Raw genomic sequence first — 16961 nt, 5'->3', positions numbered from 1 at the left:
TTGACATTGGCATTCGACATGTCGACAATGTCACGAACACGGGAGGCAGCTATGCCAGAACAGAGTTCAACACCTCGCAAGATCATTGGGTTTTCTATGCACCCTACCCTTGCGGTCGAAGTAAAAGAAGAGGCCGCCCGAAGGGGCATATCATTGCGCAAGCTCTTTGAAGAAATGTGGGAACTTTACAAAATGAACCAAAAAACCTAATGGCCGTCAACCTAGACAAACCGCTGAATTGGAAGGCTGACATCGCGCGGTCAGTCGATATGTATAACAAATGGTTCATGGAGTTTGCGCCCAAAGCTTTCCGGGATACCCGCATTGAGGCGACGAAAAACGTTGAATCTGCCCTAGCGAATACCGCGAATCTGACGGATGTGCGGCCCGACATACTCAAGAAGTGGCCGGGCGTTCTGCCAACCCTCCGCATGTCAACTTGCCCGCCTTTGGCTGTTGATCGACTCATCGGGCTTGCCGGTGTATCGACCAATCTTGTGAAAAGCTTAGAACAGGACAAACTTCCGGCTAGGATGGATCGCGCTTTACTCGATACTGAGCTTTCCATGATCGGCGACATTATCGAGAAGATGGCAGACCCTGATATTTTTGTCTGGATCAAACGCGATGAACCCGCCACGGAAGTTGAAATACACCGAGCTGCAACCATCGTTGCGGACAGGCTCTGTGGCAGCGTTGCCAACCCGATCATCCGGAATGCTCAAGAGCGGCGGCAACTTGCATACATCGCACATTGGCTTGAGGCACGAGGATACAAGACGCTTCCAGATGGCTTTAACGGCAACTTCCGCAACATGCCCCCCGGCACTTACTCATTCCGCATGAATGTGCCCGTTGGCGGAGACAACGGCAACAACACGATCAACATGCCGGTAGATGCCGTTATCATGCGCCAAACTGCCAAAGACGGGGATTTTCCGCTTTTAGTCGAGGCGAAATCGGCAGGCGATTTTACCAACACTAACAAGCGTCGAAAGGAAGAAGCCCAGAAAGTTAACCAACTGCGCCACACCTACGGACAGGACATTCAATTCATTCTGTTCCTGTGCGGATACTTCGATGGCGGGTATCTCGGCTATGAAGCCGCCGAGGGCATCGATTGGGTGTGGGAGCACCGCATCGACGATTTGGAGGAGTTCGATCTATGATCTCTGACCAAGACATTGAAGCTAAACGCCTCTTGGTACAGGCCCAGTTGGACAGCGAGAAATCTGCTGAAGAGCGCAACCGCATGGGCCAGTTTGCGACGCCAACAGCACTCGCACAAGAAATTCTGGCTCATGGGATCCGGTTACTGCCGGATAACCAGCAGATCCGGTTCCTAGATCCAGGCTTCGGCACCGGCTCTTTCTATTCCGCCCTGCGTAGGATCACACCTCAAGATCGAATCAAGAGCGCCACAGGGTATGAAATTGATCGGCACTATGGAAACCCAGCCCGCGACATATGGAGAGATGCACGTCTCGATATCCGTCTCGAAGACTTTACTCTGGCCAAACCGGACTCGCCGGGGGCAAACCTGCTTATCTGTAATCCACCTTATGTTCGCCATCACCATTTGGATGCTGCACAAAAAGCTGAACTGCAGCGCGAGACCGAAAGCGCTTGCGGCGTGAAAATCAACGGCCTGTCCGGCCTTTACTGCTATTTCATGGGGTTGTCGCACGCCTGGATGGCCGAGGACGGCATCGCTGGGTGGCTGATACCGAGCGAGTTCATGGGCGTGAATTATGGCCGGATGATTAAACGTTATCTGCTTGAGAAGGTCACGCTTCTGCAAATCCACCGATACGACCCTCAAGACGTACAGTTTGAGGATGCACTCGTTTCCTCAGCCGTGGTCTGGATCAAGAACACTCCGCCACCTAAAGATCACGATGTCACTTTTTCCTTTGGCGGCACACTCTCGGCGCCCGCAATTACGCGTGATGTTCCCGCCGCAGAACTTGCCGACGAAAAAAAATGGACACGCTACCCACAGGCGAGCGAAGCCACACCGAAGGCTGGAATTACCCTCGGTGACCTATTCGACATAAAGCGCGGTCTGGCGACCGGCGACAACAGCTTCTTCATCATGGATCGCGCGCAGATCAAAGCAAATGGACTGCCGATGGAGTGCTTCCGTCCGGTCCTGCCAGGATCGCGCCATATCCCACAGAACGAGATTTTGGCCGATGAAGACGGCTTGCCATTGCTTGAGAAGCAACTCTTTCTTCTCGATACCGATCTTCCGGAAGACGATATTTCTCGGCTCTATCCTGACCTTAAGGCCTATTTGGATTCTGGCAAAAAGGGCGAAAAGCCCGCAGCCGAAGGGTATCTTTGCCGATCACGGAAGTCATGGTATTCGCAGGAGCGTCGGCCCGCGGCACCGATTATTTGCACCTACATGGGCAGGGGGCGGCCAGGTAAAAAGCCATTCCGCTTTATCTTGAACCATTCTAATGCGACAGCCTGCAATGTTTTCTTGATGCTTTACCCCAAGCCCATATTGCTTGCGGAAGTTGTAAAGAGGCCGGATATCATACGAATTGCCTGGGATTTTTTGAATTCTATCAATTCAGAAGAACTTCTCGGGCACGGTCGCGTCTATGGTGGGGGACTTCACAAACTGGAGCCCATGGAACTGCGAGGGTTCCCAGCACAAGACCTGATGAGTTTGCTCGGCTTGAAGGTTGCCTCACCAAATCATGAGAATTCGTTCAATCGACAGGTAGCCTGAACATTCGCGGACCTAGCCTCCCTCATAAGCCATTCCCAAAGATTCCCAATAGCTTTCTATAACCCCGTCATGCGAATCTCCCCGCATGCGCCATCTGTTCCACCGCCTGTTCGGCCGCCCCGGCACCCGTGCGTTTGACGCTGCGGGTGGTGGGCGGCGTTGGGAGGGTCAGCGCACTGTCGATGGGCTGAACACGGCAATCCTGTCGGGGGCGTCAACGGCGGCGCGTCGGGCCGGGTGGTATGCAAGGAACAATCCATGGGTGTCGGCGGCGGTCGACAGCTTGGTAGGCAATGTCGTCGGTGCGGGGATCAAGCCGCAATCCACCCATCCCGACCGGGCCGTGCGCGAACGGCTGCAGGTGCTCTGGCTGCGCTGGACCGATCATGCCGATCCGGGCGGGCTGGCCGACTTCTACGGGCTGCAGGCCATGGCGGTGCGAGCGATGGTTGAGGGCGGCGAGAGTTTTGCTCGGTTGCGGGTCGTTGCCGATGCCACGTCTGTTCCACTGCACATTGACCTGCTGGACCGGGACCAAGTGCCGCTCGACCTGCACCGCGACATCGGTGGTGGCGCGCGCATCCGGGCGGGGATCGAATTCAACGGCACTGGGCAGCGCACCGCCTATTGGGTGATGCGGGACCGGCCAGACGATCCACTGACCTCCCTGCGGCTGGAACCGCTGCGCATCCCCGCCACCGATTGCCTGCACCTGTTCAAGCCCTTGTCTGCTGGACAGTTGCGTGGGATCACCTGGCTGGCCCCGGTGCTGTTGCGCCTGCATGAGTTGGACCAGTTCGAGGATGCCGCACTGGTGAAGGCCAAGGTGGCGGCGCTGTTCACCGGCTTCATCACCGACCCGGATGGCACGGCGGGCGGGCTGACCGGCACCAACAACAACGGCGCGCTGACGGTCGGCATGGAACCCGGCAGCCTGATCCCTCTGCCCCCTGGCACCGACATCCGCTTTTCCAATCCGACCGAGAGTGACGCCTACGGCCCCTTCGTCAAGAACCACCTACGTGCAGTCGCAGCCGGGATGGGCCTGCCCTACGAACTGGTGTCGGGCGATCTGGAGGGCGTGACCTATTCTTCCATCCGCGCTGGGCTGATCGAGTTTCGCCGCCGGGTGGAGCAGTTGCAGCACAACGTCGTCGTTCATCTGTTCTGCCGCCCGGTCTGGGAACGCTTCGTGCGGCTGGCGGTATTGTCTGGCGATCTACCCGCCCGCGATTTCGACCGCGACCCTGCGGCGTATCTCGCCTGCGAATGGCTACCGCCCAAGTTCGATTATGTCGATCCCAAGAAGGATGTGGAAGCCGAGATCCTCGCGATCAACGCAGGCCTCAAGAGCCGCAGGCAGGCAATTTCCGAACGGGGCTACGACGCCGAACAGGTCGATGCCGAGATTGCCGCCGACAAGGCACGCACCGATGCACTGGGCCTGAGCTTCAGTGCACCACCTGTTGCCAAGGAGGACCTCCCCAGTGAATGATACCATCGTCCTGCTGACCCGTCGCGCCGACCTGGCCCCGACCAGCGCCAACCCTGATGCCCGCACCGTCGAGGTGATCTGGTCCACCGGGGCACCTGTACGTCGCCGCGACATGGCGGGCCAATACATCGAACGCCTCAGCCTTGCGCCCGAAGCGGTGGACCTGTCGCGCCTGCAAGGGGCCAGCGTGCTGGATGCCCACCGTCAATCCGCCGTGCGTGATGTGCTGGGCAGCGTGCAATCCGCCGCCGTCGATGGCCAGCGCGGCACAGCGCTGATCCGGTTCTCGGCCCGACAAGAGGTGGAACCGCTCTGGCAGGACGTTCTGTCGGGCATCCTGCGGCATGTCTCGGTCGGCTATTCGGTCGAGGAATGGGCCGAGACGACCGAGAACGGCGTGCGGGTGCTGACCGCCGTGCGGTGGACGCCCCACGAGATTTCTCTTGTCCCCACCCCGGCTGACCCGGGTGCCCGCATCCGCATGGAGACCAATATGCCCGACACGACCATCACCACCACTCCGCCCGAGGCGCAGAATCGCGCCACGATCAACACGGAAATCCGCTCCATCGCCCGTATCGCCGGACTGGACCAGTCTTGGGTCGACGGCCAGATCGACGCCGCCGCTGATGCTGATACCGCCCGCCGTGCCGCATTCGAGGCGCTGGCCAGGCGCAGTGCGCCCACGATCCGCGCCGAACAGGTGCGCGTCGAGATGGGCGAGAGCCAAGACGACCCGGCCCTGCGCGCCCGCCAGATGGGCGAGGCGCTTTACGCACGGATCAATCCACGCCACGAGCTATCCGAACCAGCGCGCCGCTACGCTTATGCCACGCCGGTCGATATGGCCAAGGAACTGCTGACCCTGCGCGGCGAGTCCACCATGGCCTTGTCGCCCGCCAGCTTGGTCACCCGCGCCCTGCACACGACGTCCGACTTCCCAATCATCCTCGGCAACGCCGTGGGCCGGGTGCTGCGCGATGCCTACCAAGCCGCCCCCTCCGGAATCCGCCGTCTTGGCCGCCAAACCTCGGCCCGGGATTTCCGCTCGGTGAACAAGATCATGCTGGGCGAGGCTCCGCTCTTGGAAAAGCTGAACGAGCACGGCGAGATCAAGGCCGGGACCATGGCCGAGGCGCGAGAGGCCTACAAAATCGAGACCTGGGCCAAGAAGATCGGCATTACCCGGCAAGTGCTGGTGAACGATGACCTCGGAGCCTTCTCGGACCTCGCGCGCCGCATGGGCCAGGGGGCCGCCGAGACCGAGGCCCGGATCCTCGTCACCCTGCTGGAGGCGAACAGCGGCAACGGCCCGACGCTGTCGGACACCAAGGCACTGTTCCATGTCGATCACGGCAACAAGACAGCGAGCGGCGCGGTGATCTCCGATGCCACCCTGTCCGCCGCCCGGCTGGCGCTGCGCACCCAGAAGGGCATCGATGGCCGTATCATCCGGGTGACGCCGAAGAACCTTCTGGTCCCGCCCGCTCTGGAAACCGTGGCCGAGAAGTGGCTGGCAACCATCGCACCCGCCACAGCCGCCGACGTGAACCCCTTCTCGGGCGCAATGTCGCTGGTGGTGGAACCGCGCCTCTCCAGCGCCACCCGCTGGTATGTCACCGCAGATCCCGGTGAGATCGACGGTTTGGAGTTTGCCTACCTCTCGGGCAACGAAGGCCCGCAGGTGGAAAGCCGCTCCGGCTGGGACGTTGACGGCGTAGAAATCCGGGTGATCCTGGACTTCGGCGCAGGCTTCATCGACCACCGTGGCTGGTTCCAGAACGCCGGGGTGTGACGTGGCTGACCTAGCCCAACTCACCGCCTGGCGCGACGCCCTGATGGCCGCGCGTTATCAGGGCATCCGCGTCGTCGAATACGACGGCAAGCGGGTGACATATGCCAGCGACGCCGAGATGGCAGCCGCGCTGGGCGACCTCAACCGACAGATCACCAGCACCACGGCGCGCATCACCGTGGTCCGCATCCAATCATCGAAAGGGCTCTGACCATGAAGACCTACATCCAGAACGGCGACCTCATCACCGTGCCCGCTCCCGCAGGCGGCATCGCCTCTGGCGAGGGGATGATCGTCGGCAACATTTTCGGAATCGCCGCCTATGCGGCCGCCGTGGGCGATCCGCTCGAACTGGCAGCGACGGGCGTCTATCAGCTGCCGAAGGCCACCGCCGCCGTGCTGACGGTCGGCGCGCGGGTCGCTTGGGACAATACGGCAAAAAACATCAACGTGCCGGGCACCGGGCGCTTCCCGGTAGGCATCGCGACGGAGGCTGCCGGGAACGGCATCACCAGTGTCGTCGTGCGGCTGGATGGCGTGGGGACGGTGGCAGCGTAACGTTCAGTAGATGGTGTTCTCCTGCGTCCACGCATCGCCGTCAAAAGATGCGAAAATCGCAGCGTCGAGGACGCAGGGAAAGACGTCGCTGGCGAAACAAAGTGCTTGGATGCCATCGAGGGCGAACTCATAGTATCCCGCATCTGCCAGCGCGGTCGCGGTCAAAGTTACGGGGAAGCCAAAGTCGTTCAGCCACCTTGTTATGCGGCTATCGATAGGGATTTCGTATCGGGTCAATCCCAAGGATTGAAGCAGGTTTCTCGACTGCTTGGGACCAAAGCCGTGCAGCAGGTTCTGGAGAAACCTGGCCACCTCTCGTTCTGCTCCTGCTTCCGCAGGCGACAAGAGAACATTCACCTTCGCTAGCGCAGTATCCCAACCTTGATCTACATTCAACTTGTTGAAATTCTTGGACAAGTCTTCGGCTATCCTATCTGGAAAGCGGATGCCGCCATGTGCGCGGAGGGTCGACGCGATCAGATCACGCCTGTCGGTCGCTTCAGGTTTGCTGGCAACCTGATTGTACAAGAGGGGGAACGGCGCCCTGCGCAAGAACCGAGCAACGGCACTATTCGGACCCGACCGCTGAACAGATGTCATCCGCATGCCGACCATCTGCTTCCAGAACTCGGAGCGATCAATTGCTGGCTTTGCTCCGGCGAGGTTTCTCTCAACCCGCACCCCGACAAAGGGGTTGTCGGCATGGGAAGCGACAAACGCCTTCACACGAGCGACGTCATTCTGTTCAACCTGCCATTGGAACTGCATGAATGCCTCTATTCGGAGGGCACGAACACGATCCCCTGATCCGGGAAGGCGTCGCGCAGATTGGTCATGGCTTCCAGCCAGTCGGTCCCACCCCATTGGCTGGAGAAGGCATAGGTGCGCCCGCCGACGAGTAGCAATTCATCGTCACCGCAGAACCACCGGATAGGATCGAAGCGTTTGCCCAACTCGGCGCGGGACGCTGTGGCCAATCGAACGAAGTCAGCATGCCCGACTTCACCATCAACCGACCGGAGGGCCCGGCCCGCTCGAGGCCCGCAATGTTCAGCCACGGTTTCGGGGGCGATGCCGCTTTCCACTAGGTATCGGAACGTCCGCAAGATGGCCCACCGCTTGGATTCTCGGGGGAAGTCCTGCTGCCCGAGCCGCAGGTCATACTTGGTATAGTCGGCACCGCTGGTCCGCGCCTCACGCTCCTTGCGCACCTTCTCGCGCACGCGAACCTGGTATTCGGCGGCCTCGGGCGGTGGGATGATCTGCTGGACATCGACCAGTACCCGGCCCGATAGGTTATAGGGTTGCAGGCGCACACAGCGGATATCCAGATCGCGCTGGTTAAGCCAGAGGACGGCGGTTGTCAGTTCCAACGAGAACTCGGCCGAGGCGAGAACAATCTTCACCTCTTGCGCAAACTGGTCGTGGTCAGGTTCGTCCCATCCCAGGAAGGCCAAAAGTTCGGCCCGGGCATCAGCATCATCACGGCCGATCTGGCGCAGGTAACGGTCAAACCCGTCGACCGCCTGATCGAAGGTCATGGTCGAGACCATGGCCGCATAGCGGATGGCCTGCAGTTCCATATGCCCACCATCTTCGGTGCGCTTCAGTTCGATGACTATCAGGTTGGCATCGCGGTCGATCCCGAGCAGATCGATGCGACGGCGTGACTCGTCCCATTCACCGTATTCTTCGGCAATCACCAAAGTGTCGGGCGCAATGACGCCGATATTTTCGCGTAGCAAGCGCTGCAGATCACGCCGCTCATGCAATTGCATGGCGCTGAAGGTAGTTTTGCTAAGGGGCTGGATACGATCCGGCGCAAATTGCGGATTTCGCGGAGAATGGGCGCTGATTTCGCGCGATCGTGGGCACGCGTTTCGCGCCATTCTGGGCAGTCATTTCACGGGATCGTGGGCAGGCTGGCCGACGCTTTCATGGAGTCAGGCTTGAACGATTTGGTCAAGCTTTTTTGTGACGGCGGAGCGCCTGCGCAGGCTTTCACCTGAGAGGGTGAGGCGGTGTGCGTTGTGAACGAGGCGGTCGAGGATGGCATCTGCGAGCGTTGGGTCGCCGATGGCTTCGTGCCACTGGTCAACGGGGAGTTGGCTTGTGACGATGGTGGAAGCGCGGCCGTGGCGGTCTTCGAGGATTTCCAGCAGGTCACGGCGCTCCGGGGCGGTGAGGACGGCGAGGCCCCAATCGTCAATGATCAGCACATCCATGCGGGCGATGGTTTTGAGGATGCGTTCATGGCGGCCATCGCCACGGGCCAGAGCAAGGGCCTCGAACATGCGCGGCGCACGTTGATAGAGGACGGGCCGCCCATCCCGGCACGCCTTGTGGCCAAGGGCGCAGGCGATCCAGCTTTTGCCCAAACCGGTCGGCCCGGTTATCAGCAGGTTCTCGTGCCGGGCGATCCAGCCGCCATCGGCAAGATGCGCCATGACACTGCGGTCAAGACCACGTGGGCTGCGCAGGTCCAGATCCTCGACGCTGGCATCTTGGCGCAGAGCCGCAAACTTGAGCCGGGAGGCCAGTTTCTTGGTGTCGCGCTCTGCAGCCTCGCGGTCGACCAGCAGGCCGAGACGCTCTTCGAACGAGAGGGCGTCGAAGGCGGTTGACCTGCGTTGTTCTTCGAGCGCCGATGCAATGCCGGTCAGGCCGAGCGCCAACAGTCGGTCGTGGGTGGGATGGGTCAGCATTTTAGTCCTTTCTCAATGGTAATAGCTGCCGCCACGAATGTTGGCGTGCTGGAGGGGGGCGACCTCTTCGGAGCCTTCCAGGAAGGCGCGATCGAGGCCGGTCTTGAGGATCGAACGAATGGAGGTGACGGTGCGGGCCCGGATGGTCACACCCCGCTGGCAGGCCGCATCAACGCGCTCCGGCCCATAGGTTTTGACCAAGGCCAGCACACCCAGGCAGGTGCGGAACCCCTGTTCAGGATGGGGGCGGTCAGCCATCACCATCTCGCAAAAGGCGGCGACGGCGGGGCCGGTCTTGGTTGCCTGCGCCAGCATTCTGGCCGGGGTCCATTCGGCAAAGCGACGATGGGCCGATGGCATATGGTCGGCCACGGTGACATGGCTGCGCCGCCCCGGGGTGCGCACGTGGCTCGCAACCCTCTGACCACGATGGAATATCTCGACCGTCTGGCCGCTTGTGCGAACATCGACCTCTTGTTTGATCAGCGCGAAGGGCACGGAATACCATGAGCTGTCGACCTCAACGTGATAGTCGGGTGCCACGCGGGCGCGCTTCCAGCGGGCGAAGACATAAGGTTCGGGCGGTAGGGGCTGAAGATTGGGCCGATCCAAAGTGGCAAACAGATCGGCGCGGCTGGCGCCATAGCCGCGCATCACGCGCATGTTCAACTCGTCCAGCAGCCGCCGGATCGCCACGTTCAACTCGGCCAATGAGAAGAACCGGTGGTTCCGCAGCCGCGCCAGAATCCAGCGTTGTGCCACTTGGACAGCCACTTCCACCTTCGCCTTGTCCCGGGGTTTGCGCGGCCGGGCGGGCAGAACGGCGGTGCCATAATGCGCCGCCATCTCGGCATAGGTCCGGTTCAGCCCCGGATCAAACCGGTCTGCCTTGATCACGGCGGACTTCAGATTGTCCGGAACCACCGCCTTTGGCACGCCGCCCAGAAAGGCGAACATCCGGATATGCGCGAGGATCCAATCTTCCAACCCCTCCGATGCCACCGCCTCGGCATAGGTGTGATTCGATGCCCCCATTGCCGCCACGAACAGCTTCATGGCCCGCGCTTCGCCGGTCGTGGGGTCGATCACGTCGATGGTGTCGCCGGCAAAGTCAACGAACACCTTCTCGCCGCCCACATGTGTCTGGCGCATCGTCGGGCGCACCCGACCCTTCCAAGCCTCGTAATGCGTGCAAAACCAAGTATAGGCAAAACCCCCGGGGTGCGCGGCACGGTATTCTTCCCAGAGCAGCATCCGCGTCACCCCAGGGCGGCGCAACTCGCGGTCAATCTCCGCCCAGTCGGGCACAAGCCGCTCCGCGTCCGGCACCGTGGGCGGGGCTGGAAACAAAAGAAGTTCAAGGCTGTCGTCATCGATCCCCTCCGGCAAGGGCCACGTGAGCCCGGCATGACGCGCCCGTTGGGTGTAGCTTCCGACGCTCCCCTTGCTCAGACCGAGGGAAGCGGCAATGGACCGCTCGCTCAGGCCTTGCCCAAGCTTCAATCGCAAAACATCTCGTATCCGGCGCATGTTCAATCGTCCTGTCGGCATCAAGCCACCCCTTCATTCCTGAAGGCGCAACTATCCTCAATTTGCCGACCAGACCTGCCCGCGATCCCGCGAAATCAGTGCCCAGCTTCACGCGAAATGACTGCCCATGATCCCGTGAAATCGATGCCCACCATCAAGCGAAACACGCAGCAAATTCGTAAATGGGCATGAAGGACACAACCTATGGGACGTCTAGGCCACTCTGTCAGACAGGATGCCTAGCAAGCAACAGGTTTCACACACGGAACATCGCGCGAACATCCTCGGTTCCCATGTCGCATGTGTGTTGCACGGAAGAAACGGGAACGGCTGTAAGCATTTGGAATCGCAAAGAAACGTGTTGTTCTGTGTTGCAACGCAAGAAGGGCGCCCATTGGGCGCCCTGCATCGGCCTAAGCTTTTGATATATTGCTATATTTTTTGGTTGCGGGAGTAGGATTTGAACCTACGACCTTCAGGTTATGAGCCAAAGCTCTAGCGATTCCAATAGCTTAGTGATTTCAGTGACTTATCGGCTAAGCCTTTGATTTCGCGCATTTACCAATCCGACAACGCCCGACATTAACCCGCATTCACCGTTACCGACGGCGCTAAAATGGCGTATGCGGGTTGACATGGCGTTGACATGCGTGGAGCAGCTGCCCAAAGAACTATGATCATGTGAACCGTGAACGCCTCTCAACCTAGTGTTCTGAGTCTGACGCTTGCTACCTGTTTCCTCTGATTTCATCGAGCTTGTCCAGCGCGCGTCGTTCCCGAGCGAGGATATCCTCAGCCGTTTTGGTCCAGGTGAAGGGCTTCGGCTTGGTGTTGTGCTTGGCCAGATAGTCATAGATGGCGGTCTCCAGATCGTCGACGCTGGTATAGCTGCCCCGACGGATGCGCTTTGACGTGATCTCGGCAAAGAAGCGTTCGACAAGGTTCAGCCATGACGCGCTGGTTGGCGTGAAATGCAGCTTGAAGCGCGGATGTTTTTCCAACCAGGCTTTGACCTCGGGCGTCTTGTGCGTGGCGTAGTTGTCGAGCACGAGATGCACGTCGCGCGGCTTGAGGACGGCACGGTCAATGCGGCGCAAAAAGCGCAGGAACTCCTTCGCACGGTGGCGCGGCAGGCATTCGCCGATAACCATGCCCGACTTCACATCGAGCGCCGCGAACAGCGTTGTCGTGCCGTGGCGCTTGTAATCATGGGTCATCGTAGCCGCGCGGCCCTTCTTGAGCGGCAGTCCCGGCTGGGTCCTGTCAAGCGCCTGAATTTGCGACTTTTCGTCAACGCACAGCACAACGGCCCGCTCCGGCGGATCGAGGTAAAGCCCTACGATATCGGTGACTTTCTCCTCGAACATCGGGTCGTTCGAGACCTTGAAGCCGCGCGTCAGATGCGGCTTCAGCCCTGCCTCGGCCCATATACGCCCAACGCTCGACGGCGAAATGCCCACGGCCTCGGCCATGGCCGAGCGGCTCCAGTGGGTGGCGTTGGGCGGGGTCTCCTGCACCGTTTTTACAATCACCTTGAGGCGCGTTTCCCGTGGCAGCGGCGGGACGCGCGAGGGGCGGGTCTTGTCGCGCCTGAGGCCGTCCATACCTTCATCAAGGTAACGCGCCTGCCAGCGCCAAACGGTGGGCTTTGAAGTGTTCGCGCGTCGCATGATCGCGTTCGTGCCGCAGCCGTCTGCCGTCGCCAGCACGATCTGGGCCCGCCAGACAAGCTTGCGCGAGGTGTTGCGGTCGGTGAGCAGAGCTTGAAGCTGCGCACGGTCATTCGGGGCCAAGTAAAGGCAAATGTCATCGCGTCTCATGCCCCGACAATGACACATGCCAACTCAAATGGGAATCTTACGTCAGATGGGGAACACTAGAACGTCGATGTCGGCTCATTGCAAAATTGCGACGCCGCCATCGCCATTTCGCGGGTCGGTCTCCGATCAAGGTAGGGAAAAAATATGTGTCGAAAATCTCCATCAATGAGTCAACGGAAAGCATCTTGGCAGGAGCATGCGACGTGACCTAGAAGCCATTACCCGACGGCCCAAACAAAAAAATGTCAGTTTACATGAATTGGATGGTCAGAACTTGATGCCAAATAGACCACCGTTCGGCTCATCCGACAGTCGCGTCTCCATTATAAAGTCGGTGGGATCGAAAATAGCCTCGCCGCTCACTTCTTCTTCGCTCTTAATCTTCTGTAGATCATCCGAATTCATGGCCACCACGTATTGTATGCCAAGCTTTTCACATTTAGCCTTTGCGAGACTCAAAGCTAACCCAATCTGCCTTCCATCTACACCATCAAAAATATGACTGTCATGTATTAAAAAACCAGGAAACCGATCATTCTTTATAGCGGCTTCGACCAGCAACCAGTCAAAGCAGAAGACTTGCATATGGTTTTTACCGCCGCTCTTCTTTCCAACAATATCTGTTTCAATGGATAACCCAGCAACACCGCTTGACTTTCCGACAATAAGTTGGCCGGGTTCATCATAAAGAAACTGCGAAGTCTCAGCAAATATCTGCACCGCTGCCTTTCGTGGTCCCTCACGCTCGAGAACATCCTGACCAATCAAGTCAACAAGATCGTTTATTTCGCGCCCCAACCTTTTGCGGTCTTCCTCAACATTTCTAAAACGTGGAAGCTGTTGGCGTAGGTCCGTCTGTTCTGCTTCCAGTCGGTTTAAATCAGATTGCAAAAATGTCAGACGTTCAATCGCCATGCCAGAGCGCAGCAAAGCTAGTTTATCACTAAGGCCGATTTGAAGTTCATTTATTTCCTTCTTACGGCTTGCAAGACGTTCTGCTGCGTTCTTTCTTTCCCGCTTGAGGTGTGCCTCCCGATTCCTTGCTACCTGCTTATGAAACGTCTCGACTTGTTCGAACCTTTTCTTCACCTGATCCGAAAAGAAAATTCCCACTTGCTCATACATACTTTTGAGATCAGCAACTGACGCGTCTTCGACCTCCCTCAGCGCAAGATCGATACTTTCAACAAGGTCAAGGTCTTCAAGGTTCGCCTCATTCAAATCACGAATTCGACCTGTAAGGTCATTCGCAATTACTTCATGCCGACGATAGCCATCTAATACAGACGTGGAAGTGACTTCCTTGCGCTTCGCGTCAACCTCAGTGTCGAGCAAGTCCAGACGTGACTGCATCTTATTAACGTCCAGCGCACCGTCAGTCAGATATCCACTCCTAATCATCTTCGCCAAAGTATCGGCGTCTTTCTTCTCATCTTTCTTGACCTGCAACTTTTGCGGAAGCCGCCAGTCAAATCCAAGAAGATAAGACAGACTAACTTGACTATCCCATCCCTGTTGCGATGTGCTGTTCATTATAGGACTAGCAAATCCACCATTTCTCTCTTTTCGCACAAAGTATGCAATCAGTGCACCAAATTTCGGTCCGTAAGTCGGCGCGGAATCTTCATCGCTTAAGTCAAACCATCGTAAACCTAACTCTTTACGCAGATTCTTTGGCGTGATTTCTTTGCCGTCTTTCTTTAGTACATCGGTATTTGCACTGCTCTTCTTGCAAACTAAAAAGTGTGATCCATTGTCTGAGAATTTACCGCAAAAATCTGAGCCGATGATTTCCGGTTTATGAAAGTCATCATCAGCGTTGCGTTTGTCTGACAGAAGATAATGCACGAGTTCGACAAAGCTTGTCTTACCAGTTCCGTTGCGTGTCTCTTTAGCGCCCGAAGTTTCATGACGCTCTGCAACAAGAATATTTAATCCACTTTTAAATTTAAGAGTCTTAAATGTTCCAAGATTACTTGTCAGTTCGATAATCATTGGTTCATCTTCTTTATCAGACCGGATTCAAAACGGATTGCACCGATAGTAAAGAGAAAATCCACAGCGAGTAAAAACCAATCAAAATGAATCGTTGTAATTTCATTTCTGCGTCGTTCTTCTTGTAGGTCATGGAACAAACGCGAGGCAGTTTTGCTCATGTCCAAAAGCGCAAGAAGTTCCGCACCAACACCTATCAGCGCATTCTCCGTCTTTATGTGTTTTGTAGGCATTAGCATAACGTTACACCTAGAGCGTTCTCGAAAACGTCGCAAGCATCAAGGTAATAGGCCACAATCACATAGGCCGCGGCTGTCACGGTGGCGTTATCGCCGCCACCGCAAAAGGTGAGCAGTTTTCCCAAGATATCATCAGGATCATATCCAAGGTCCTTCAACTCAAGGTACTTGGCGCGCATTTCAGCCTGGATAACAGAGGCGTTTTGAGGATTACTCATACCTACAAGGAAACGATCAACTACATCAAGGTGTGGTCGGGCACGCCGGATATCATGTTTTGAGTCTGGGCTGAGCCTATTGAAGTCAAGCTTAAGCTCGTCTGGAATATCACCAAAGTTGTTTGGATCAGGATGAACTGTGCGAGCCTCAATTATACCCTTCAACAAAGGCCGGATATGCTCCATGTGCACGGCGTTGAAATTTAGGCTTGCCGATGGATAGACATCTATCAATTGCTGCAAAGTAAGTTTGTCGTGTAATTCATCTTTCAAGAAATTACGCGTAGCGGTCACCAGCTTGAGCACAGGATACTGCTCTCTTAGTTCTTCCAGTTTATCGCTTACACTTGTTGGAATGCCATCTATGTTGTTATGGATGAATACCCAGTCCTTAAGGTTTGGCCAGTATTCAACAACTTCTGGAAAGCTGTCTGCAATTTTAGCCTTTGCTTTAGAAGCAAATGTCGCTGGTGACTCAGGTGCGTAACACTGGAAAACGGTTTCTGTCGAAATGCGCCGTCCATCGCTCTTCTTGTCTCCATCCGACCCACCTGCTTTAATCAATTCAAAGTCAGTTCCGAAGACTCGACAAGCCATAGAGGCGAACCAGCCCTCGAACTTGGACTGGTTCATGGTAGCAAAAGCGTTCTCGAAATGAATGTCGAAGTCGGTCTTTTTCATGCTAAAGTTGTGCCCCCGCTTCGTTGGATTCCCACATTTTTCGCAAGGGCAATCTCTTGGCAACGTCTGATAGTTATGATGCAGATACATAGGCTCGGCAACATCCGTTTTCAGTGACCTAGTGTGCCTGAGGGAGTCGAACTCCATATCTAGGAGCTAGACGCGTCATCCCGTCTCTGCCAAGTGAGCTATCTGCACATAGCTGCCGTTCGCACAGCGTGCCGCGAACGGCACGATCGCACCCATTCCGTGCTTTCCGCGCGCTACCTTGCCACGCGGAAAATCGTCCCTCACTCGAACCTCATATTCATCCTTTGTTCTCTTTCTGGCGTTATCCACAACTTCCTTATCGGCCCCCTCTTGCTCCGAATCGTGACCCAGTGCAGCTTGCACGCATGGGGAGAGCAGTCCTCAACTAAAAAGCATAACAGGACGTATCATCCGGCATTCCAGGTCGAAGAAGGCGCTTTTGCGTCCTGACCTTTCATGCCGATTTTTCCTGTTTTGCACACAAGAAACACGGCCAGCAGGCGATACAGGCACGTTCACTCCTCTGGCCCTTTTGAGGGCGGATTCATCATGGCACTACCACAACGCGTATTCTTTACTCTTCACGAAGCCTCGGCTCGCTGGGGTTGTTCTATTGCCGACATCGCTGGCTGGGCGGCCATCGGCAAACTCAAGATCATGACCGGGATCGGACTCGTGCGCTGCGGCGACGCCGTCTTCGCGGGCCGGGTCACCCTCTCGGCTATGGACTTGCAACCGCTGTTTCGACGGTGCGGCACTGGCCCGGTCGAAGGGATCGTGCGTCGGATTATGCCCGATGGTGGTGCGGATTGGCTGATTATCACTGAACCGGCTGGTGGGATCGCGGTCGCGGTGGCCGACATGCTGATCTTGGCCGAGGACGTCTTTGGGTTTGAAGACGATCACGACATGATCCGCCGTCCCACCACCAATGGAACCCCCTACGACTGGGAGGGTATGATCGTCTTCCTGGTTCAGCGCATCCATGAGCGCGGCCTGCCCGAAACGCAGGCCGAGCTGATTGCGGAAATGCAGGACTGGTTCGCCAATCAGTCAGACGGCACCAAAATCCCTGACAGCCGCAGCATCCGAAGGCGCATCACTCCGATTTGGCGCGCCTTGCGGAAGGAAGCTGACTGATTGATCGCGTGC

At 57.4% G+C, this 16961-nt stretch carries 15 protein-coding genes; 7 read left to right on the top strand and 8 right to left on the bottom strand.

Features of this window, described 5'->3' with window-relative positions; genetic code table 11:
• Positions 1–209: 209 nt before the first annotated feature.
• From RNZ50_24910 to RNZ50_24885, 6 genes are all read left to right on the top strand, one after another.
• The gene (locus RNZ50_24910) at positions 210–1169 is read left to right on the top strand and encodes a XamI family restriction endonuclease (GenBank protein MDT8858208.1); all 960 of its coding nucleotides are present in this window, start codon (positions 210–212) and stop codon (positions 1167–1169) included.
• Positions 1166–2743 (top strand): Eco57I restriction-modification methylase domain-containing protein, encoded by a 1578-nt coding sequence (locus RNZ50_24905; protein ID MDT8858207.1) that lies wholly within the window; start codon positions 1166–1168, stop codon positions 2741–2743. Before RNZ50_24910 ends, RNZ50_24905 begins: the two co-directional genes overlap by 4 nt.
• Positions 2744–2828: 85 nt before the next feature.
• Positions 2829–4238, top strand: a complete 1410-nt coding sequence (locus tag RNZ50_24900; protein ID MDT8858206.1) for a phage portal protein — start codon at positions 2829–2831, stop codon at positions 4236–4238.
• Entirely contained in the window at positions 4231–6033 is a 1803-nt protein-coding gene (locus RNZ50_24895) for a Mu-like prophage major head subunit gpT family protein (GenBank protein ID MDT8858205.1), read from the top strand. Before RNZ50_24900 ends, RNZ50_24895 begins: the two co-directional genes overlap by 8 nt.
• A gap of 1 nt (position 6034) precedes the next feature.
• Positions 6035–6244 (top strand): hypothetical protein, encoded by a 210-nt coding sequence (locus RNZ50_24890; protein ID MDT8858204.1) that lies wholly within the window; start codon positions 6035–6037, stop codon positions 6242–6244.
• A 2-nt stretch (positions 6245–6246) separates the two neighbouring features.
• Positions 6247–6591, top strand: a complete 345-nt coding sequence (locus RNZ50_24885; protein MDT8858203.1) for a DUF2190 family protein — start codon at positions 6247–6249, stop codon at positions 6589–6591.
• A 3-nt stretch (positions 6592–6594) separates the two neighbouring features.
• Here the strand turns inward: RNZ50_24885 and RNZ50_24880 are convergent, their stop codons facing one another.
• The 8 genes from RNZ50_24880 to RNZ50_24845 all read right to left on the bottom strand — a co-directional run bounded on the left by RNZ50_24880 (position 6595) and on the right by RNZ50_24845 (position 15779).
• Positions 6595–7359 (bottom strand): hypothetical protein, encoded by a 765-nt coding sequence (locus tag RNZ50_24880; GenBank protein MDT8858202.1) that lies wholly within the window; start codon positions 7357–7359, stop codon positions 6595–6597.
• An 8-nt stretch (positions 7360–7367) separates the two neighbouring features.
• A complete protein-coding gene (locus RNZ50_24875) occupies positions 7368–8480 on the bottom strand; it encodes a hypothetical protein (GenBank protein ID MDT8858201.1) in 1113 nt (370 codons plus the stop codon).
• Between the two features lie 54 nt (positions 8481–8534).
• Entirely contained in the window at positions 8535–9296 is a 762-nt protein-coding gene (gene istB / locus RNZ50_24870) for an IS21-like element helper ATPase IstB (protein ID MDT8858200.1), read from the bottom strand.
• Positions 9297–9308: 12 nt separating this feature from the next.
• Positions 9309–10847 carry an IS21 family transposase gene (istA, locus tag RNZ50_24865; protein ID MDT8858199.1) on the bottom strand — a complete coding sequence of 513 codons (1539 nt, stop codon included), beginning with the start codon at positions 10845–10847 and terminating at the stop codon, positions 9309–9311.
• 707 nt (positions 10848–11554) lie between these two features.
• Positions 11555–12646 carry an IS630 family transposase gene (locus RNZ50_24860; GenBank protein ID MDT8858198.1) on the bottom strand — a complete coding sequence of 364 codons (1092 nt, stop codon included), beginning with the start codon at positions 12644–12646 and terminating at the stop codon, positions 11555–11557.
• 267 nt (positions 12647–12913) lie between these two features.
• Positions 12914–14641: a DUF2326 domain-containing protein gene (locus RNZ50_24855; GenBank protein MDT8858197.1), complete on the bottom strand. Its 1728-nt coding sequence runs from the start codon at positions 14639–14641 to the stop codon at positions 12914–12916.
• Positions 14638–14880 (bottom strand): hypothetical protein, encoded by a 243-nt coding sequence (locus RNZ50_24850; GenBank protein MDT8858196.1) that lies wholly within the window; start codon positions 14878–14880, stop codon positions 14638–14640. Before RNZ50_24850 ends, RNZ50_24855 begins: the two co-directional genes overlap by 4 nt.
• Positions 14874–15779 carry a hypothetical protein gene (locus RNZ50_24845; protein MDT8858195.1) on the bottom strand — a complete coding sequence of 302 codons (906 nt, stop codon included), beginning with the start codon at positions 15777–15779 and terminating at the stop codon, positions 14874–14876. Before RNZ50_24845 ends, RNZ50_24850 begins: the two co-directional genes overlap by 7 nt.
• A 579-nt stretch (positions 15780–16358) precedes the next feature.
• On the opposite strand from RNZ50_24845, the gene RNZ50_24840 reads away from it, so the two are divergent.
• A complete protein-coding gene (locus RNZ50_24840; GenBank protein MDT8858194.1) occupies positions 16359–16949 on the top strand; it encodes a hypothetical protein in 591 nt (196 codons plus the stop codon).
• Positions 16950–16961: the final 12 nt, after the last annotated feature.

Source organism: Paracoccaceae bacterium Fryx2 (assembly GCA_032334235.1).
Classification (GTDB): Bacteria; Pseudomonadota; Alphaproteobacteria; order Rhodobacterales; family Rhodobacteraceae; genus JAVSGI01.
This window is presented reverse-complemented; position numbering and strand designations above follow the sequence as displayed.